The organism is Microvirga lupini (assembly GCF_014191055.1).
GTDB classification, from domain to species: Bacteria; Pseudomonadota; Alphaproteobacteria; order Rhizobiales; family Beijerinckiaceae; genus Microvirga; species Microvirga lupini_A.
Genome location: NZ_JACHWB010000001.1, coordinates 259,586 through 279,640, shown reverse-complemented (window position 1 = coordinate 279,640; position 20,055 = coordinate 259,586). Strand labels below are relative to the sequence as shown.

Genomic DNA, 20,055 nt, shown 5'->3' with positions numbered 1-20,055 from the left:
TTGTTGCCCCGTGCCCATTATGTGCATTCTTATGCCTTCCAGCGGGCAGCCATGACTGTTTCACTGGTCGATGCGTTGGACAAGTGACCTCATATTGGTATCGACAAAATTCAAAGACAACTCCCCTTCGGCTCGATCCTCTGGAAATTGCCAGCCTCAGTTCGCGCTCTTAGGAATCATGAGGCACAGACGAGGCGTACATGGGCCTGGGCAATAAGGCCGCCACCTCTTCCCGAACTGGACATTAAGTGGCATTGTGCCGTCCATTGTCCGCATTCGAGATTTGTCCTCCCATGACCGACCTCCTGTTTCTTGGCATTGATGGCGGCGGCACAAAGTGCCGGGCGCGTCTGCGCAATGCGCAAGGCGATCTGCTGGGGGAAGGAACGGGCGGCCCATCCAATATCCGTCTCGATCCCGATCTGGTCTGGAATTCTCTTCTCACGGCCTGCCGCGAGGCGCTGTCCCAGGCAGGGCTTCAGGAAAGCGATCTCGGCCGGATTCATGCCGGCATGGGGGCTGCAGGTGCGGGGCAGACCAGCGCGGTCGAGCGCCTGCTGGCGCGCTCCCATCCCTTTGCATCCTTCGAGATCGAAACGGATGCCCACACCGCCTGGCTCGGCGCCTTCAACGGAGGAGACGGGGCGATTCTCATCGTCGGCACCGGCTCCTGCGGCTATGGGGGCGTGAGCGGCCAATGCCATTATGTCGGGGGCTGGGGCTACGAGGTGTCCGACGAGGGCAGCGGGGCCGCCATCGGGCGGGAACTCCTGCGCCGCTGCATCTGGGCCCATGACGGCCGCACACCATCGACCCCGCTCTCCAATGCGGTGCTGGCCGGGTTCAAGAACGATCTCGAGATTCTGGTCGACTGGGTCGGCAAGGCCCGGCCGAGCGATTATGGCCGCTATGCGCCGCTTGTCCTCGACTATGCAGATCGACGAGACCCGCTCGCCATCGACCTCATGGCCAACGCTGCGGCCGGGCTGGGCCAGATCGCCACGCGCCTCCTCGACCTCGGCGCTCCGGCCATCTGCCTCTTCGGCGGCTTTGCCGAGCCCATGCGCCCGTGGCTCCCGCCCCCTGTCCAGCGCACCATTGCGGCTCCCATGGCCGATGCCGTCGACGGCGCCATCCTGCTCGCGCGCACGGCTGTGACAGGGAGGCTCTCATGAGCGATCAAGCCGGCGAGGCCCTGTCGCTTCTTCCCCTGAATGAGGCCAATCCCACACCCCTTTACCTGCAGCTTCAGCAATCCATCGAGGAGGCGGTACGCAAGGGCGACCTGAAGGCCGATGCCGCGCTGCCCGGCGAGCGTGATCTCGCCAAGCAGCTCGGCATTTCGCGCGTGACCGTGCGCAAGGCCATCACGGGCCTCGTGCAGAAGGGAGTGCTCGTCCAGCGCTGGGGCTCGGGCACCTTCATCGCGCAGCAGATGCGGCTGGAGCAGCCCCTGTCCCGCCTGTCGAGCTTCACGGACGACATGTCGGCCCGCGGCCTGAAATCCTCGGCCGTGATGCTGAGCCAATCGACCGGGCAGGCCTCGACGGACGAGCTGATGGCGCTCGGTCTCTCACCGGGCGAACGGGTCAGCCGCGTCAATCGCCTGCGCATGGCGAACGGCATTCCCATGGCGATCGAGAACGCTGTGATTCCGTCGCGCGTTCTGCCGGACCCGTCCCTGGTGCAGCAATCCCTGTATGCCGTGCTGCACGAGAAGGGCTTCATGCCCACAAGAGCCCTGCAGCGGCTGCACGCGGTTCTCCTGACCGAGGAACAGGCCTCGCTCCTCGGCGTTCCGCCTCAGAGTCCCGCACTCTATATCGAGCGCCGCTCCTTCACGGCTGCCGGTGAAGTGGTCGAGTTCACCTCGTCCTATTACCGGGGCGATGCCTATGATTTCGTGGCCGAGCTGACCATCAGCCAGCCGGAACGGATGCACCATGATGACACCTGAACCGAACAGCGCTGTTTCCACCATCACGGCCATGCTGCGCGAAGCGCAGGAAGCCCCCCAGGTGGTCGCATCCCTGCTCGACAGCAATACGCCTCTCTGCCGTGACCTGGGCGAGCGCCTGCGCGCCTCTCCTCCGCCTTTCGCGGTCACTTGCGCGCGGGGCAGCTCTGACAATGCGGCGACCTTCGTCAAATATCTGCTCGAGATCCATTCCGGTCTGGTGACCGCCTCGGTCGGCCCATCGGTGACGTCGGTCTACGAGGCGCGTCCGCGCATGCGTGATGCTTTGTTCCTCGCCGTGTCGCAATCGGGCCGCAGCCCCGACATTCTCAATCTCGCCCAGGCCGGGCGCGATGACGGTGCGCTGACGGTCGCGCTGGTGAATGACACCTCCTCGCCGCTCGCCTCCACATGCGAGGTCGTGCTGCCGCTCCACGCGGGCCCTGAGAAGAGCGTGGCCGCCACGAAATCCTTCATCGCAGCCCTAGCAGCAGGCCTGCAGCTCGTCGCCCATTGGTCGCAGGATCAGGACCTGCTGAACGCACTCGACACCCTGCCGGAGGTTCTCGCCAAAGCCTCCGCCGTTGACTGGTCATCTGCGCTGCCGCTTCTGTCGGATGCCGACAACCTCTTCGTTGTCGGACGCGGCGTCGGCTTTGCGGTGGCGCAGGAAGCGGCCCTCAAGCTCAAGGAAACATCGGGCGTTCATGCGGAGGCCATGAGCGCCGCCGAGCTGATGCACGGTCCCTGGACACTGGCCGGCGACCACTTCCCCATCCTGGTTCTCAGCCAGCAGGACGAGACCCTGAGCGGCGTCAACGATCTTGTGACGAAGCTGAACGAACACGGCGTTCCCGTCGTGGTCGCGGGCGCAGCGGAAGGCCCTGCCTCGGTCATGCTGCCGGCGGTCGAGGATGTGCATCCCTATCTCGCGCCGATTGCCCTCATTCAGAGCTTTTATCCTCTCGTGAATGCCGTTGCGCTGGCGCGCGGACGCAATCCCGACAGCCCGCCGCGGCTGCGCAAGGTAACGGAGACCGTCTGATGACTGTTGCTATGACTGGCGCCCGCATCTTCGACGGGTCGCACATGCTCGACGGCCGCGCTGTCGTCATCGAGAACGGCCGCATCGCCGGCGTGCCGCATGAACGGGATCTCGGCACCGGAATCGAACGCCATGCGGTGAGCGGCCTGTTGGCTCCCGGCTTCATCGACGTTCAGGTCAATGGCGGCGGCGGTGTCCTCTACAACGATGTGCGCTCTGTCGAGGGCATCAGCACCATTGCGAAGGCGCACCGGGCCTACGGCACCACCGGCCTTCTTCCCACCTTCATCACGGATACTCGTGAGAAAATGGCGGCAGCGGTTGAGGCTATGCGTGAGGCGCTGGCGGCCAGCATCCCCGGCGTTCTCGGAATCCATGTCGAAGGCCCCTTCATCAGCCCAGAACGCAAGGGCGTGCACAATCCAGCTTTCATGCGCCCGATGGAGGAGGAGGACATCGCCATCCTGACCTCCCTGAAGGACGGCCGCACCCTGGTGACCCTGGCGCCCGAGCGCAACAGCATGGAAGCCATCGCACGCCTCGCCTCGGCCGGCGTTCTGATCTGCGCCGGGCATACGGCGAGCGACTACGACACCGTCATGGAGGCAGCCCGCCACGGCCTGCGCGGCTTCACGCATCTTTTCAACGCCATGCCACCGCTGGCAGGCCGCGATCCCGGCCCCGTGGGCGCGGCCCTCGACAGCCGGGATACCTGGTGCGGGCTCATCGTCGATGGGCACCATGTGAGCGACGCCGCCTTGCGCGCGGCGATTGCCGCCAAGGGCACGGAGCGGATGATGCTGGTGACCGATGCCATGTCGGTGACCGGCACGGACCTGACGAGCTTCGAGCTTCACGGCCGCACGATCTACCGTCAGGACGGCAGGCTCACCACCGAGGACGGAACCCTTGCCGGCTCCGACCTCGACATGGCAAGCGCCGTGCGCAACAGCGTCGAGCGCCTAGGGCTTGCCCTGCCGGAGGTGCTGCGGATGGCGTCCCTCGTGCCGGCGAGCTTCCTGCGCCTCGATCATGAACTCGGCCGCATCGCGCCGGGCTACCGCGCCGACCTCGTCCTTCTCGACGAGAGCCTGCAGGTGCGACAGACTTGGATTGCTGGGCAAAGCGAATAAGGGGAAAGCGCTGATGAGCACGCAGAGGGTTCTGGTTGTCGGCCTTGGCAATATGGGCCTGTCCCATGCCCTCGCCTATATGCGGATCGAAGGCTACGAGATCGCCGGGCTCTGCACACGCAACGTCGAGGCCATGGAGCTTCCGCCCGCTTTGCAGAGCGCTCCGCGGTTCAGCGATTACGAGGAAGCGCTCATAGCGACCAAGCCGGACGTGGTGTCCATCAACACCTGGTCGGATACCCATGCACCCTATGCGATCCGGGCCATGGAAGCAGGCGCCCATGTGTTCGTGGAGAAACCCCTCGCCGATACGGTCGAGGATGCGCAGCGGGTTGTTGACACGGCAATCCGCACCGGGCGCAAGCTCGTCATCGGCTATATCCTTCGCCACCACCCGTCCTGGATCAAGTTCATCGAGATCGCCAGGACGCTCGGTACGCCGCACGTCTTCCGCATGAACCTCAATCAGCAATCGAGCGGCCAGGCCTGGGAGGCGCATAAGCGCCTGCTGCAATCCCTCTCGCCCATCGTCGATTGCGGCGTGCACTATGTGGACGTCATGTGCCAGATCACGAAGGCTAAACCCGTGCAGGTTCACGGCGTCGGTACGCGCCTGACGGAGGACATGCCGGCCGGCATGTACAATTACGGCCATCTTCACGTGACCTTCGATGACGGCTCGGTCGGCTGGTACGAGGCCGGCTGGGGACCGATGATGAGCGAGACCGCCTATTTCGTGAAGGACGTGATCGGCCCGAAAGGCAGCGTCAGCATCGTCATGGCCGAGACGGTCGGCGAGATCCGCTCTGACGACATCAATGCGCATACGAAGACCAACCAGATCCTGCTCCACCATGCCGCGCTGAAAGACGATGGCTCCTTCGCCAAGGCCGATGAGCGGATCAGCACCACGGACGAGCCCGACCACGATGCCCTGTGCGAGCGCGAGCAGCGTTACCTGCTGCGCGCAATCCGGGAGGACCTCGACCTGACGGATCACATGAACGACGCCGTCCGATCCCTGCGCATCGTGCTCGCGGCTGACGAGGCCGTGCGGACGGGCCGTGTGGTTTCGCTTTAGAAGGCAATCAACACATCCTCAGCCCTCATCCTGAGGAGGTCGCAGGGCGACCGTCTCGAAGGTGACTCCAGAGGGCGCTGGACGATCCTTCGAGACGCAGCCTACGGCTACTCCTCAGGATGAGGTTGTGAGTATACCGGCCACGATTTGGCCGAATCCAAACGATCAGCCCTTTACATAAAGAACGAAGCTGCGGCCCTTGCCGGCGAACTCCCGGTCGTATGCCCGTTCAACCTGCCAGCCGTGACGCTCATAGAAACGGCGAGCCGCATGATTGTCGCGGAAACATTCGAGACTCTTCGCGCCTCGCCGTTCAGCCTCCTGGAGAAGAAGCGCACCGCCGCCTCTGCTGCGGACATCAGGATCCATGAACAGCATATCGATATGGCTATCGGACATGAGCAGGAAGCCAGCGGGCTTAGCTTCTGAGATGGCCACCAGCATGCGCTGCCAGGACGAAGCAAACCGCTCAGCAAAGAACATTCTATCCCGGGCTTGGAGCACATCCTGTTCCAGAATGCCCGCGAAGGCAGCCCGATAGGACCGTTCAGCGATGGCCGCCAGGGCCGGAACGTCATCCGCTCCGGCGGTTCGTACCATCACGGCTGGCCTCTCAGGCGTGGATCGAGGGTGTCGCGCAGGGCATCACCCAACAGATTGAAGCCGAAGGACAGGAACAGGATGGCGAAGCCCGCGAAGATTGCGCTCCAGGGAGACAGCATGAGGAAGTTGCGCCCCTCCGACAGCATCAAGCCGAGGGACGGAGTCGGCGGCTGGGTGCCGAGGCCGAGGAAGGAGAGCGAAGCCTCGACCAGGATGGCGGCGGAGAGCAGCAGGCTTGTCTGGACTAGGATCACGGACGCAAGGTTCGGCAGGATGTGCAGGAAGATGATTCGCGCATCCGATGCGCCGATGGCGCGGGCGCCGGCCACATATTCGCTCTCGCACAGCACCAGGGCGGGACCGCGCAGGAGCCGTGCGAAGATCGGCGTGTAGACCACCGCGATGGCAGCGGCGGCGCTGTAGATGTGCGGTCCCAGCACTGCAATGATGCCGATGGCGAGCAGCATCACCGGAAAGGCAAAGAGCACATCCATGATGCGCATGATGATGCGATCGAGCCAGCCGCGGTAGTAGGCTGCCACGAGCCCAAGGGCGCCTCCAGCGAAGAGAGCGACGCCTACAGCCAGCAGGCACGCGATGAGGGAGGTGCGGTAGCCATAGAGGATGCGGGTGAGCACATCGCGGCCCAGCTGATCGGTGCCGAACCAGTTCAGTTCTGTCGGTGCCCGCAGGCGACGCGCCACGCTCTGCGCCATGGGATCGTAGGGAGCGAACAACGGCGCCCCGAGAGCGAGAATGATCTGGATCGCCACCAGGGCGACCGCGAATGTCAGTAGCTTGTTCTTGGCCAGACGCTGCACGGCTCTAGGCCCTCACGCGGGGATCGACGACGATGTAGAGCAGGTCGACGAGGAAGTTCACGAGAACGAAGCCCGCCGTGACCACCAGGATGGTAGCCTGGATCAGCGGATAGTTGCGCTCGGCGATGGCCCCAAGGATCAGGCGACCGAGACCCGGGATGGCAAAGACCTGCTCGACCACGATGGCGCCGCCGAGCAGATAGCCGGTCATGATGCCGACGCTGGTGAGGAACGGGATCAGCGCGTTGCGCAGAGCATGCTTGTAAACGACCTTGCGCTCGGCCAAGCCTTTGGCGCGTGCCGTGCGGACATAGTCCTGACCCAGCGCGTCGAGCATGGCCGAGCGGACGAGGCGAGAGAGATTGGCGAGGATCGGCAGCGCCAGGGCGATGGCCGGCAGCGTCATGCGCTGCAGGTTGCCGAGAGGATCTTCCGAGAACGGCACATAGCCAAGCGACGCAAAGCCCGGCGCCCAGCTGGCAAGAAGCAGGATCAGCACGATGCCGAGCCAGAAGGAGGGGATCGTCAGGCCGGCGATGGCCGTCACGCGCATCACGACGTCAGCGGTACCGCCGCGGGTCTGCGCCATCAGGCAGCCGACCGGCACCGCCAGCACCGCGCCGATGAGAAGCGCGAGGAACGTGAGCTCGAGCGTCGGCCACAGATGCAGGAGAATCTCGCCGGCCACAGGCCGGCCCGTCCAGAGCGAGGTGCCGAAATCGCCGCGCAACGCGGCGCCGGCCCAGAGCAGATACTGCTCGACGATGGGACGGTCGAGGCCGACGCGGCGATTGAGCTCCGCCATGCGCTCAGGGGTGATCTCCGTGTTCGCCCCCAGCATGATCGCCACCGCATCGCCCGGGATCAGGCGGATCATCAGAAAAACGATGATCGACACGCCGAACAGGACGATGACGAGATCGATGAGGCGGGCGAGCAGAACGCGATTCATTCGGGCGAGCTCTTTGATCAAGACAATCCCGGCGCCGCATTCGCGCGGCGCCGGGCAATAAAGGATGTTCAGTAGGATGCGTTGCGCAGCAGCATCAGCGAGCGGTTCGGCATCACGTCGTAGCCCTGCAGCTTGCTGTTCATGGCCGAGAACAACGTGCCGTAGGTCAGGTGCGCCACAGGGCCGGAGCAGGCGAGCTTCTGCTGCACCTTGTCGTAGGCCGTCTTGCGGGCCGCTTGATCCTGCTGGCTGCGGGCCTGATCGAGCAGGCTGTCGATCTCCGCGTCCGAATACTTGAACACGTTGGTCGAGCCACCGGTGCGGAAGGTTCGATAGAAATACTCGTCCGGATCCGGCTGGCCGGCATTGATCGAGGCGAACATGTCGAAGTTGCTGTTGCGCCAATCCTGAATGAACTGGCCCTGCTCCTGGTTGACGAGTTCAACCTTGAAACCAGCCTTGTTCAGCTGCTCCTGCACCACCTGGGCGATGTCCTTCACATCCTGGCGTGGCAGGACCTTCAGGGTGACGGCCACCGGCGTTGCGACGCCCGCCTCCTTCAGCAGAGCCTGGGCCTTCGCCGGGTCGGGCTTGTAGCAGGCGAACTGGTTCACATCGAGCGCCCAGGATTTCAAGGCCGGCGAGAGCGGACCGCCCGGCACGCCGGCACCGAAAAGCGCCGCATCCACGATCTCCTGGCGGTTGATGGCGTAGTTCACCGCCTCACGCACCTTCGCATTGTCGAAGGGCGGCTTCGACACGTTCATGCCGATGAGCGTGTAGGCGAGATCCATCGTCTCGGCGAGCTTCACGTTCGGCTTGCCCTTGAGCTGCAGGGCGGTCGCCGCATCGATGTTCGGCAGGAGCGCATATTGCCCGTTGCTCAGGCCCACCTGACGGGTGGCCGATTCGGGCACGATGTTGAACTTGAGCCCGGCGAGCTTCGGCAGCCCCTTCTCCCAATAGGCCTCGTTCTTGGTCAGAAGGATGAAGCCGTTCGGCTGCCATTCCTGGAACTTGAACGGGCCTGTGCCAACCGGCGCCTTCTGCAGGGCGTCCTTGTTCGCTTCCATGGCACTCGGCACGATGGCGATGGTGGCCAGCGAACTGAGGAGAGCAGCGGACGGCTCCTTGAGCTTCAGCTCCACGGTCTGGGCATCGACCGCATTGGCGCTCTCCACCGCCGCGAGGCGGCTTGCGAGCGGCGAGGCGATGTCCTTGCTCTGCACGCGTTTGATGGAGGCCACCACGTCCTCGGCATTCATGTCGGAGCCGTCGTGGAATTTCACGCCCGAGCGCAGCTTGAAGGTATAGGTCTTGCCGTCCGGCGCGGCGCTCCAGGATTCGGCGAGGCCAGGAACGGTCTTCAGATCCTTGTCGATGGCCGTGAGGCCTTCATAGATGTTGCCGTTCACCACCATGAAGCTCGGGAATGCGGTGATGAGATGCGGATCCAAGCCAGTAGGGCCGTTGTCCGCGCCGATTTCCAGAACCTGAGCCGAGGCGGAAGCCATCGCCGCCACCATGAAACCTGCGCCGATTGCGCCGCGCAGAGCTGAGCTGACCATACGTCTATTCCTCCCTTGGAAGCCGCGGGGTGATTTATAGGACATCCCTGCGAACCTGTCATGGTCCAATATCATACCACTCTGGACCACCCCCTCGGCTGTGCTATGGTCAAGACCAACCAGACCAAGCCGGAGATGCAGATGTCGGACCGTTCCACTGTCAAAGCCATCGGGGTGATCAGCGGCACGTCGATGGACGGTATCGACGTCTCCATCGTTGACACGGACGGCGATACATTAGTGAAGCCGGGACTGGGCCGCACTTTCTCCTATCCGGATAATTTGAGAAGAACCCTCCAGGCGCTGATTGCCGAGCCGGCACAGGCGCAAAGCGAGCCGCTGGAAGATCTGGAGCGAGACGTGACGGAGGCGCATATCGCCGCCATCCGGCGTTTCATGGAGGAGACCGGAATCGGCGCAGCGGAGGTGAAGCTCATCGGTTTCCACGGCCAGACGGTCTATCACCGACCGGAGATCCGCTTCACGCGCCAGCTCGGGCTGGGCGACAAGGTCGCCGAGGCTCTCGGCATCGATACCGTCTATCGCTTCCGCCACGCTGATGTGGCATCGGGCGGGGAAGGCGCGCCGTTCGTTCCGCTCTATCATCGCGCGCTGGCCAGCAACCTCCAGCAGCCGATCATGATCCTCAATCTCGGCGGCGTCGGGAACGTCACGTATATCGATGGGGATGTGGTGATCGCTTTCGACACTGGTCCGGCAAGCGCACTGCTCGACGATTTCGTGCTGCGTCGCCGCGGCATGAGCTATGACGAAAATGGACAATTGGCGGCCTCCGGCAGGATCGATCAAAAGCTCGTCTCCGTGTTCATGCAGAACCCGTTCTTCGATCGGCCCGCGCCGAAATCCCTCGACCGTCAGGATTTTCATGCCCGTGCCAAAGGCGTCGAAGCGCTCTCCGATGAGGACGGCGCGGCAACGCTGGCGGAATTCACGGTACAGTCCGTCGTTGCGGCCCTGCGCCATGTGCCACGCGCGCCGCAGCGCTGGCTGGTGACCGGCGGCGGACGGCGCAACGCGCATTTCATGAAGCGCCTGCGTGAGGAGTTGGGCGTTGCAGTTGATCCGGTGGAATCAGTGGGTTGGGACGGCGATTTTCTTGAAGCGCAGGCCTTCGGCTATCTCGCCGTACGGTCGACTCTCGGCCTGCCCCTGAGCCTGCCAACCACGACCGGAGTGCCGCATCCCATGCCCGGCGGCGAACTCCATCGCGCCGCGTGATACAGCCATGACATTGACGGATCTGATCGACGAGGCCTTCACGCCCGCTGCCGCTTCGATCCAGAACGGCAACATTCCCGGCGCGGTCCTGGGATTGGTCACAGCGGATGGCGAGCGTGCCGTGCAATGGGCCGGGTACGCGCAGATAGAGCCGGTTCGCGAAAATGTTTCCCGTGAAACATGGTTCGACCTCGCCTCGCTCACGAAGGTGATCTTCACCACCACGCGCATCCTGCAACTGGTCGAGGAAGGCCGGATTGCCCTTGATGATCCGTTGGTGAAGGTCATTCCGGATCTGCGCCAGTACGACATGAATGCAGCCGAGCGGCGGCTCACCTTCCGCCAGTGCCTCGCACATCAGACGCATCTGCCGGCCGTGGAACCGCTTTACACCTATGGGCAGGACCCGAACACCCTGCGCGCCTTCATCCTGCAGCGGGTCTGGCAGCCGGGGCCACCGGTCTATTCCGACATCAATTACATGCTGCTCGGCATCGCCATCGAGCGCATCACGGGACAGGCGCTGATCGATCAGCCGCTTCCTGAACGCCTCTCGTTCCGGCCTGATCCAAAGCTTTGCGCCGCAACCGAGAAGGACACCTGGCGCGGACGCGTGATCCGTGGTGAGGTGCATGACGAAAACGCCTTCGCGCTCGGTGGCGCCTCGGGCCATGCCGGTCTGTTCGGCACCATCGACGGCGTGCTCGACTTCGCCCATTCGCTTCTTGCCGGCACGGGGCTGTCGCCGGAATCCATCAAAGCCATCCGTACGCTGGAATCGGAGAAGCGGACCGTGGGCTGGGAAGGCTTCTACCCCGGCTGGCACGGCGGCGATTCCTGCTCGCCGAACACTATCGGCCATACGGGTTTTACCGGCACCGGCCTGTGGATCGACTTCGAGCGTGGGCTCGCCTGGTCGCTCCTCACCAACCGGGTTCATCCGAGCCGGCACAAGGATAGCGGGATCCTCGCCTTGCGCCGTGCAACAGGCGAGCAGGTGACCGCGTTGTTCGACCGGCAGTCGCGCCTTTAAGGATGCCAACAGAAACGTGGTGACCAGCGCCATTCTGACATCCGCAGGCGATTGTTGCGGACCTCAACTGGTCCTATATTGGTCTGGAAGAAGGTTGGCATAATGGCGACAGAACATTTCAGTACCCGCTACCAGGACCTCGACACGTGGCCGAGCCTTGATGTCCTCTCGGCGTTCTATGAGGGGCAGCTCTCCGCCGTTGCCGCGGTCAGGCCCTCCCTGCCGGCCATCGCCGCCGCTGCGGAAGAGGCGGTGCCCCGTCTGCGCCGCGGCGGACGTCTGGTCTACGCGGGCGCCGGAACCTCGGGCCGCATCGGCGTTCAGGATGGAACGGAACTGCCGCCGACCTTCAACTGGCCCGACGACCGGGTGGTCTACCTGATCGCCGGCGGTGAAGGCGCCATCATGCAGGCGGTGGAAAACGCCGAGGATTCGGTCGAAGACGGCATCGCGGGCATCCGCGAGAACAATATCGGCCCCGACGATGTGGTGATCGGCGTGGCGGCCAGCGGCGGGACGCCGTTTACCATCGCGGCCCTCAAGGAGGCAGCTGCACGAGGGGCTCAGACCATCGGCATCTCCAACAATCCCGACACACGCCTGCTCAAGGTCTGCTCCCATCCGATCCTGGCCGACACGGGCGAGGAGGTGATTGCCGGCTCGACGCGCATGAAAGCCGGCACGGCCCAGAAGGTGATCCTCAACCTGCTCTCGACCCTGATCATGGTCAGGATGGACCGGGTCTATCGCGGTCTCATGGTCAACATGCGCGCGACGAACGCCAAGCTGCGCCGCCGCAGCGAGATCATGGTCATGCAGATCACCGATTGCGACGAGGCCACGGCAACGGATGCCATCTTAGAGGCCGGCGGCGACCTGAAGACGGCCGTGCTCATCGCCATGGGCGCCAGCCCCGCAGAAGCGCAAAGCGCGCTTGAGCGACACGACAGCAATCTGCGCAAGGCTCTGGCGGATCTTCCCAAGACGTCCTAACAAAACCGCTTGAGAACTGGCACTGACAAGAAGGCAGCGGGCGCATGGGGCTGGGGCTGGGCATCGATGCGGGCGGGACCGCCACGCGCTGGCGGCTGGCGGACGCGACCGGCCAATGCGTGGCCCAAGGCTCCGTTGCGCCTCTCACCGGCCACCTCTTCTCGGCCGCTGCGGAAGAGCGCGCCCGGCAGATCGTCCTCGACATGGCGCAGGCCGTGCTCGAGACGGGAAGGCCCCTGGGCATCGTCGCAGGAATCACCGGCCTCACCCGCGAGACTCCGGCCGAGGCCACCATGCGGGCCATGTTCGCGGAAACCTTCGAGTTGTCGCCCGACAGGGTCTTCGTCGCGGAAGACATGTGGATCGCCTACCTGGCCTATTTCGCCCTGGGTGAAGGCATCCTGGTCTATAGCGGCACCGGCTCGATCGGCTATTATCTGTCCGAGGACAAGCAGGTGATCCGGGTCGGCGGGCGCGGCAACCTCATCGATGACGGCGGCTCGGGCTTCTGGATCGCCCGGGAAGCGTTGAAGGCCGTCCTGCGGGCTGAGGAGGAAAGCCCCGGTGAAGGCTGGACATCAATTCTGGGCACCTGCCTGGCCCGGGCGCTCGGCGGCACCGACTGGAATGTGGTCCGCTCCTTCGTCTATGGCGGCGACCGGGGCAAGATCGGGTCGCTGGCCCGCGCCGTGGGCGAGGCGGCCTCTGCCGATGACGGCACAGCCCTTCGGATCCTGAGGGAGGCCGGAGAGGAACTGGCCCGTCTGGCCAATGCCCTGATCAAGCGCCTCGGCGCCCGGCCGGTGGCCCTGGTGGGCGGCAGTGCGCGCCTCCACCCGGTCATCTCCAGCGCCTTCCGCAAGAAGCTTGTCGCTCCCGTCGAGTTCATCGCAACCGATCTGGACGCGGCCCTGACGGCCGCCCGCCTGGCCGCGACGCTCAACAGAGCTTGAGAGGCCGCCAAGCTCAAAGGCGAAGCCCGATGGCTTGCCTAATCCTCCCCTCTCGTCCAAGACTCGGACAGCGAACTCAACGAGATGATGTCCTAGCAATGCATGCTCTCTTTGTCGGACAGACCTATATCGACGTGACCTTCCTGGCGGACGAGTTGCCGACCGGGGACGAGAAGACCGTGGCCCGGGATTATGCGATCTCGTTCGGCGGCAATGCGGTCACGGCGGCCTTCGCCTGCGCCAAGCTCGGGATTCCGCCAGATCTCCTGACTTCGATTGCCGATGACTGGCTCGGCCGCATGTTCATCGACATGGCGGCGAAATACGGCATCTCGGTTCATCATCGGAAAGTCCACGAATCCTCCCTGTCCTTCATCATGCCCCGCGGCGGCAAGCGCGCCATCGTGCGCTGCCGTGACGACCATTATCTGCATCCGGTGCCGCCGCTGAACCTGCAGGGCTGCAAAGCCCTCCACCTCGACGGCCACCAGGCCGATGCGGCCATGCACTACGCCAAGGCCTGCCGCGAGGCTGGCATTCTCACCTCCCTGGATGGCGGCGGCCTGCGCTCCAACACCCATGAGCTCCTCGAATTCATCGATGTGGCCATCGTGGCCGAGCGCCTGTGCGAGCAGATGGACCTGACTCCGGCCGGGATGCTGGGCTATCTCAAGAGCCGCGGCTGCAAGATCGGTGGCGTGACCTTGGGTGAGCGTGGCCTCGTGTGGTACGACGAGACCGGCCAGGAAGGCGTCCTGCCCGCCCTCGACGTCCCGGCCGACAAGGTGGTGGACACGAACGGCGCCGGCGACATCTTTCACGGCGCCTATGTCTATTCCGCCATGGCCCGGCCGGAGCTACCCTGGCGCGAGCACTTCATCTTCGCCCGTGGGGCCTCATCCCATGCGATCCAGTATCTCGGCAACGAGGCAAGCCTGCCGACGCTCGCCGACATCGCGCAGGTGCAGACGCTCTTTCCGGAGAAGGTGCCGTCCAGAGCCCTTCTGGATGCCCCGGATATGGCTGGACAAAGCAAGCTGACAGCCTAGAACAAAATCACAAAGCAATGCCATCATGGCATTGGCGCCTCCCGCCCGTGTGCCTTCGTAAAGGATGTCTGTGTGAGTCCCTCTCAACCCTGGGCCTATGGACTCGATGAGATTCGCCTCCAGGGGGGAGCGGAAGGGTTCAGCCGGGAGGCTCTGTCCGAGCTTCTCGAGAATGTGCCCCTGGCCATTGCCGTGACCCTTGGGCCGGACCAGCAATTCGCCTTCGCGAACCGCCTGTTCCGGTCCGCCCTGTCGGTCGCAGACGAGGATATTGTCGGCCGGAGCGTGTCCGAGGTCATGGGGGAACGATACACCCCGGAGCTTTGGGCCTTACGCGAAAATGTGTTCCAGACCGGCGAGCCGCAGGAGCTGAAGGACCACCCCCTCGTCCTTACCCCTGGCACGACCACCTATTGGGACATCAAGCTTCTGCCCGTTCGCGACGGGGGCGATCAGATCAGCGGCATCCTGGCGCTGGCCGCCCATGTGACCGAGCGGGTCAGGGCCCGCGGCGAGGCCGAGATCAAGGCCCGCGAGGTTGCGCTCCACAACGAGCGTCTGGCGCTGGCCGTCGAGGCGACGGAGATGGGCCTGTGGGAATGGAACGCCCAGACCGGCGAGACCTTCTGGTCGGACCGGCAGAAGGACATCTTCGGCCTGCCGCGGAACGAGCCCGCGACCTATGAGTTCTGGCTCTCGGCCATTCACCCGGAGGATCGCGAGCATGTGGCGAACAGCATCGGGTCCTTGAACGATCCCCGCTCCGGGGGACAGATCCAGATCGAGCACAGAATCGTCCGCCCTGACGGCGAGGTCCGCTGGATCTTGAGCCGCGGGCGCATGCTCTACGAGGTCGTCAACGGTGAACTGAAGCCTGCACGCATTCTCGGAACGATCATCGACGTCACGGAGCGTCGCAGGAACGAAGAGGTTCGGCAGCTTCTGGTGCAGGAGCTCAACCACCGGGTCAAAAACCTCTTTGCCATGACGAGCGGCATGATTGCACTCACGGCCCGGATGGCGGAGACGCCGAAGCAGATGGCGGCCGCCCTGCGCGGGCGCATCGAAGCCCTGGCGCGCGCGCATGAGCTGATCCGCCCCGCCATCACGGGCAGTGAGCCAACGGACGGGGAAACCTCGGTCGACGAGATCGTGCAGGCCATCCTGGCGCCGCACATCAACCAGGATGCGCCCTCCCCGATGACGCTCGATGGGCCACCGGTGCGGATCGGTCCGAAGGCCGCAACGATCCTGACGCTGGTTCTGCACGAGCTGGCCACCAACGCGTCGAAATACGGCGCCTTGTCGGTTTCCGAAGGCCGGCTGAGGATCAGCTGGGTGCGCGGCGTGATGCTCACGCTCACATGGCAGGAGGAAGACGGACCGGCCATCCAGGGCGTGCCGAGCACCGAAGGCTTCGGCTCGAAGCTCGCGCGCCGCAGCGTGAAGGACCAGCTCGGCGGTGCCATCGCCTATGACTGGCGCCCCGAGGGCCTGCGCGTGCGCATCGACCTGCCGCTGAACCAGCTCGATGCTTGAGGAAAAAGAAGGCGGCTGTTAAGCCGCCTTCTTTTGGTAATCCTTCACGTCCGAGAACTGGATCGCCTTGTAGCGGTCCACCTCATATTGAAGGTTGAACTGGTTCGGCGCCATGAACACGGGCGCATCGTCGAGATCGCGCGCCATGGCCGACAGGTGGCTCTCGATGAACTTGTCGAGTTCCCGCGGATCGTCCGCCGTGATCCAGCGGCAGATGGAGAAGCGCGTCGGCTCGTAGTCGATCGGCAAGCCATACTCGGCAGCCAAGCGCTCCTTGAGCACGTCGAGCTGCAGCGCGCCGACCACGCCCACGATGGCGCCGGAGCCGTCCTGCGGCACGAAGAGCTGAACGACGCCTTCTTCCGCCATCTGCTGCAGCGCCTCGCGCAGCTTCTTCGCCTTCATGGCGTCCTGCAGCTTGATGCGGCGCAGGATTTCCGGCGCGAAACTCGGCACGCCGCGGAAAACGATGTCCTCGCCCTCCGTGAGCGTGTCGCCGATGCGCAAGGTACCATGGTTGGGGATGCCCACCACATCGCCGGCCCAGGCCTCGTCCGCGATGGCGCGATCCTGCGCGAAGAAGAATTGCGGCGAGTTCAGGCTCATGGGCTTGCCCGTGCGCACGAGCTTCGCCTTCATGCCGCGCTGGAGCTTGCCCGAGCAGATGCGCATGAACGCGATGCGGTCGCGGTGGTTCGGATCCATGTTGGCCTGGATCTTGAACACGAAGCCCGACATCTTGGGCTCGCTCGCCTCGACAAGACGTTTGTCGGCCTCCTGACCGCGCGGCGGCGGCGCATAGGCAGCCAGTGCATCGATGAGATCACGCACGCCGAAATTGCGTAAGGCGCTACCGAAGAACACCGGCGTGAGATGTCCCTCACGGAAGGCCTGCAGGTCGAACGGCTTACAGGCTTCTTGCGCGAGCATCACCTCCTCCTGCCACGCATCCGCCTCTTCAGGCGGCAGCAGGCTCATCAGTTTCGGATCGTCCGGGCCGGAGACGGGCGTCGGCTCCTCGTCCGTATCGATGCGGCGAACGACGTTGCGGCGCAGGTCGAAGGTGCCGGCGAAGCTCCGGCCCTGGCTGATCGGCCAGGTGACGGGCGCCGTGTCCAGCGCCAGCGTCTTCTCGATCTCGTCAAGGAGGTCGAAGGGGCTGCGCGCCTCGCGGTCCATCTTGTTGATGAAGGTGACGATCGGGATGTCGCGCATGCGGCAGACTTCGAAGAGCTTGCGGGTGCGCGCCTCGATGCCCTTGGCCGCGTCGATCACCATGATGGCGGAGTCGACCGCCGTCAGTGTGCGGTAGGTGTCCTCCGAGAAGTCCTCGTGGCCCGGTGTGTCGAGCAGGTTGAAGACGCAGTCGCCATACTCGAAGGTCATGACCGAAGTCACCACAGAGATGCCGCGCTCCTTCTCGATCCCCATCCAGTCGGACCGGGTCGAGACGCGGTTCTTCTTGGCCTTCACCTCACCGGCGAGCTGGATCGCGCCCCCGAACAGCAGCAGCTTCTCGGTGAGCGTGGTCTTGCCCGCGTCCGGGTGGGAGATGATCGCAAAAGTTCGGCGGCGGCCCACCGGGGCCGGAAGATCGGTCATGGCTTTTGAAAATTCTCTAAAATCGGTGCAGGGGACAGAACGCCGCAGCGCCCCGCCCTTTCGCTGGGCTCTTCTCACCCCATATGGGGCTTTCCCGTCAACAACGAAAGGAGGTGATCCAGTGTCTCATTGTCATACCCTACGGTCCCCGGTTGCCGTGACCTGGATCTTGGCCTCTGCCGAGATTGGTGCGTAACGCACAAAATGGCCGGCTCTAACGGGCCGTGGAACCGACAATGGAAAGGCCGCCCTTCGGGGCGGCCTTTCTTGTTTCAGGCGCTGAGCAGCTTGCCGGTGCGCTTGGCCGTGGTGCCGGCCACCTTGGCCAGCCGCATGCCTTGCGTGACGAAGCGCTGGGAGATCCGGGCGAACATCACGCCGCCGCAGGGCGCCTTGGCCTCGACGGTGATACCCGTCAGCGGATCGACCACATCGGCGATCACGTCGCCGGCCTTCACCCGAGCCCCGATCTCGGCCTTGAAGACCAGGATGCCGTAGGCCGGCGCCTGGACCGGCTCGGAGGCTGCCAGCGGCGTGGCTTTGCAGAGACCGTCAGGCACCTGCGGAGCCTCACCGGCGATGGCGCCGCGCAGGGTCAGATAATCGACGATTGCGGCTGCATCGGCTTGCCCGGTCTCATGGCTCACGTCCCGCTCGCCCCGGAACTCCAGGGTCGTCGAATGGCAGCCGAAGGGGATCGGGCGATCCGGGAAGCGGTCGGCGAGTTCCGCCCAGGGACGGCTGCAGGCCTCGTCGAAGGGCTCGTCGCCGGACACGTCCGCGAGCAGGTAGGCGTGGGCGCCGATCAGGGCGGAGAGCGGCGCGAATTCCTCCTCCGAGCGGGTGTGCGTGTAGAGATGCACCACGGCCTCGGCGTCGCAGTGCATGTCGAGGACGATGTCGGCCTCTTGGGCGAGGCCCAGCAGGGCTTTCTTCATGGCCTCGGCCGGATTGGCCGGCTTCCAGGCCTCACACTCCGCCCGCAGGGCCTCGCGGATCAGGCGCACATTCGCTTCCGCATCATCCGTCAGCTTGCCCTCGATGCGCTCGGCCGCCTTGGGCACGAAGTCGGGATAGCCGCGGTTGAAATTGATGCCGTCGCTCAGATTGAAGCGGCCGATATGATCGCCTAACACCCTTTGCGCCAGGCCGATGGGATTGGCCGAGGGCACGAGCACGATCTCGCCCTTGATCCGGCCCTCGTTCTCCAGGGCGATGAGGCGCTCGCGCAGGTGGTGGGCGGCGATCATGCCGGGGATCTCGTCCGCATGCAGCGAGGCTTGGACATAGATGCACGGACGGGCGCCTTCCGGTCCGAAGCGCTGGACGGTCAGGGAGAGGTCGGCTCCGGGAGCCAGCGGAGCAAGGGCGATCTGTTCTGTTTTCATCACCAATCAGCAGGTTGGAGCGCCGGCAGCCTACGATGCGGCCCGGCGCGTTTGCGGCAGGCCCCTCAGGTAGCCTGCCACCCCTGCGATGGGAAGACGAAGCGCTCGGGATTCGTCACGATGGCGGCCAAGCCCTGCAGGGCGGGCTCCGGATTGACGATCGCGTAGACCGGGACCTTCCTGGCCCAGGCGTCATGGGGCGCCTTGCGGTCGAAGGCCTCGCGGAAGCCGCCGGCCTGGAGGATGTCGATCATCCGGGGCGCGATACCGCCGGCAATGAAGACGCCGCCGGAGGATTCGAAGGTGAGCGCCAGATCGCCGGCGAAGCGCCCGAGGAAGCGGGCGAACAGGTCCAGCGCATCCTTGGCCAGGCTGTCGCCCTCGCGCGCTGCCGCCAGAACGTCGTTGGGCATCGTGAAGGAGCAGTCCACGCAACGATGGGCGGCAAGCGCCCTGGCGATGCGGAAGAGCCCCGGCCCGGACAGCACGACCTCTCCGGAGATGCGCCCGCCAACCCGCTCCAGATGCGGCCAGAGGGCGGTTTCCTCATCCGTGGTCGGGCCGAACTCCATGTGGCCCGCCTCGGTGGCCAGAATGGCGAAGCGATCCTCCACCGGCACCAGAGCGCCTGCCCCGAGACCTGTGCCGGGCCCCAGGACGACCCGAGCCCCGGACTTGGCCGGCGGGAAGGTGCCGATGGGGGCGAGATCGCCCTTGGCCTCGTCGAGCACCGTGACGGAGGCAGCCACCGGCGTGTAGTCATTGACAAGGGTCACGCGGTCGAGCCCGAGCGCCGTTCCAATCGCTTCGGCGTCGATCACCCAATTGGCATTGGTAAGCCGTATGGCCGGGGCATCGACCCGGGTGGCCACCGCAATGATGGCCGAGCGGGGAGCCGGCCCCTTATAGGCTTCGAGCGCAATCCTGATGGCGCCGACCGGATCCGGCGTCTGCGCCGTCAGAGCGCGCGGCAGGAGTTGAACGGGCTCTCCGGGCGCAGGCAGAACCGCGAAGCGGGCATTGGTGCCGCCGATATCACCGAGCAGAACGGGAAATGCGAACATCGAAGCCTATCGTCCTTCTTTCGCGTCCGATCCTC

The 20,055-nt window shown here is 64.7% G+C and carries 18 protein-coding genes; 11 read left to right on the top strand and 7 right to left on the bottom strand.

Features of this window, described 5'->3' with window-relative positions; translation table 11 throughout:
- Nucleotides 1–293 precede the first annotated feature (293 nt).
- Genes FHR70_RS01280 through FHR70_RS01260 form a run of 5 tightly spaced genes read left to right on the top strand, consistent with a single transcriptional unit; the run spans nt 294 to nt 5,216 of the window.
- Complete coding sequence (locus tag FHR70_RS01280) at nt 294–1,175, top strand: glucosamine kinase nucleotide-binding domain-containing protein (RefSeq protein ID WP_183446310.1); 882 nt, start codon at nt 294–296, stop codon at nt 1,173–1,175.
- Nucleotides 1,172–1,957 carry a GntR family transcriptional regulator gene (locus FHR70_RS01275; RefSeq protein ID WP_183446308.1) on the top strand — a complete coding sequence of 262 codons (786 nt, stop codon included), beginning with the start codon at nt 1,172–1,174 and terminating at the stop codon, nt 1,955–1,957. Before FHR70_RS01280 ends, FHR70_RS01275 begins: the two co-directional genes overlap by 4 nt.
- Nucleotides 1,944–3,002 (top strand): SIS domain-containing protein, encoded by a 1,059-nt coding sequence (locus FHR70_RS01270; protein ID WP_183446306.1) that lies wholly within the window; start codon nt 1,944–1,946, stop codon nt 3,000–3,002. Before FHR70_RS01275 ends, FHR70_RS01270 begins: the two co-directional genes overlap by 14 nt.
- Nucleotides 3,002–4,135: an N-acetylglucosamine-6-phosphate deacetylase gene (nagA, locus tag FHR70_RS01265; RefSeq protein ID WP_183446304.1), complete on the top strand. Its 1,134-nt coding sequence runs from the start codon at nt 3,002–3,004 to the stop codon at nt 4,133–4,135. The genes FHR70_RS01270 and nagA overlap by 1 nt, the downstream gene beginning before the upstream one ends.
- 13 nt (nt 4,136–4,148) lie before the next feature.
- Nucleotides 4,149–5,216, top strand: coding sequence for a Gfo/Idh/MocA family protein (locus tag FHR70_RS01260; protein WP_183446302.1), 1,068 nt, complete (start codon nt 4,149–4,151; stop codon nt 5,214–5,216).
- Between the two features lie 165 nt (nt 5,217–5,381).
- On the opposite strand, the gene FHR70_RS01255 is transcribed toward FHR70_RS01260, so the two are convergent.
- From FHR70_RS01255 to FHR70_RS01240, 4 genes are all read right to left on the bottom strand, one after another.
- Nucleotides 5,382–5,816, bottom strand: coding sequence for a GNAT family N-acetyltransferase (locus tag FHR70_RS01255; protein WP_246407821.1), 435 nt, complete (start codon nt 5,814–5,816; stop codon nt 5,382–5,384).
- A complete protein-coding gene (locus FHR70_RS01250; protein WP_183446298.1) occupies nt 5,816–6,640 on the bottom strand; it encodes an ABC transporter permease subunit in 825 nt (274 codons plus the stop codon). Before FHR70_RS01250 ends, FHR70_RS01255 begins: the two co-directional genes overlap by 1 nt.
- A 4-nt stretch (nt 6,641–6,644) precedes the next feature.
- On the bottom strand, nt 6,645–7,592 hold the full coding sequence (locus tag FHR70_RS01245) for an ABC transporter permease (RefSeq protein WP_183446296.1): 948 nt from the start codon (nt 7,590–7,592) through the stop codon (nt 6,645–6,647).
- A gap of 68 nt (nt 7,593–7,660) precedes the next feature.
- Entirely contained in the window at nt 7,661–9,160 is a 1,500-nt protein-coding gene (locus tag FHR70_RS01240) for an ABC transporter substrate-binding protein (RefSeq protein WP_183446294.1), read from the bottom strand.
- Between the two features lie 60 nt (nt 9,161–9,220).
- On the opposite strand from FHR70_RS01240, the gene FHR70_RS01235 reads away from it, so the two are divergent.
- The 6 genes from FHR70_RS01235 to FHR70_RS01210 all read left to right on the top strand — a co-directional run bounded on the left by FHR70_RS01235 (nt 9,221) and on the right by FHR70_RS01210 (nt 15,966).
- Entirely contained in the window at nt 9,221–10,399 is a 1,179-nt protein-coding gene (locus FHR70_RS01235) for an anhydro-N-acetylmuramic acid kinase (RefSeq protein WP_343058697.1), read from the top strand.
- A 7-nt stretch (nt 10,400–10,406) separates the two neighbouring features.
- Entirely contained in the window at nt 10,407–11,432 is a 1,026-nt protein-coding gene (locus FHR70_RS01230) for a serine hydrolase domain-containing protein (protein WP_183446292.1), read from the top strand.
- Between the two features lie 102 nt (nt 11,433–11,534).
- Entirely contained in the window at nt 11,535–12,425 is an 891-nt protein-coding gene (locus FHR70_RS01225; RefSeq protein WP_183446290.1) for an N-acetylmuramic acid 6-phosphate etherase, read from the top strand.
- A 44-nt stretch (nt 12,426–12,469) separates the two neighbouring features.
- Complete coding sequence (locus tag FHR70_RS01220; protein WP_183446288.1) at nt 12,470–13,378, top strand: N-acetylglucosamine kinase; 909 nt, start codon at nt 12,470–12,472, stop codon at nt 13,376–13,378.
- A gap of 98 nt (nt 13,379–13,476) precedes the next feature.
- A complete protein-coding gene (locus tag FHR70_RS01215) occupies nt 13,477–14,427 on the top strand; it encodes a sugar kinase (RefSeq protein WP_246407777.1) in 951 nt (316 codons plus the stop codon).
- Nucleotides 14,428–14,499: 72 nt separating this feature from the next.
- A complete protein-coding gene (locus tag FHR70_RS01210; protein ID WP_183446286.1) occupies nt 14,500–15,966 on the top strand; it encodes a PAS domain-containing protein in 1,467 nt (488 codons plus the stop codon).
- Between the two features lie 18 nt (nt 15,967–15,984).
- Here FHR70_RS01210 and FHR70_RS01205 read toward each other — a convergent pair whose 3' ends face one another.
- The 3 genes from FHR70_RS01205 to FHR70_RS01195 form a co-directional block, all read right to left on the bottom strand.
- Nucleotides 15,985–17,568: a peptide chain release factor 3 gene (locus FHR70_RS01205; RefSeq protein ID WP_183446284.1), complete on the bottom strand. Its 1,584-nt coding sequence runs from the start codon at nt 17,566–17,568 to the stop codon at nt 15,985–15,987.
- Between the two features lie 272 nt (nt 17,569–17,840).
- A complete protein-coding gene (locus FHR70_RS01200) occupies nt 17,841–18,956 on the bottom strand; it encodes a succinylglutamate desuccinylase/aspartoacylase family protein (protein WP_183446282.1) in 1,116 nt (371 codons plus the stop codon).
- Between the two features lie 65 nt (nt 18,957–19,021).
- A complete protein-coding gene (locus FHR70_RS01195) occupies nt 19,022–19,960 on the bottom strand; it encodes a glucokinase (RefSeq protein ID WP_425487842.1) in 939 nt (312 codons plus the stop codon).
- Nucleotides 19,961–20,055 lie beyond the last annotated feature (95 nt).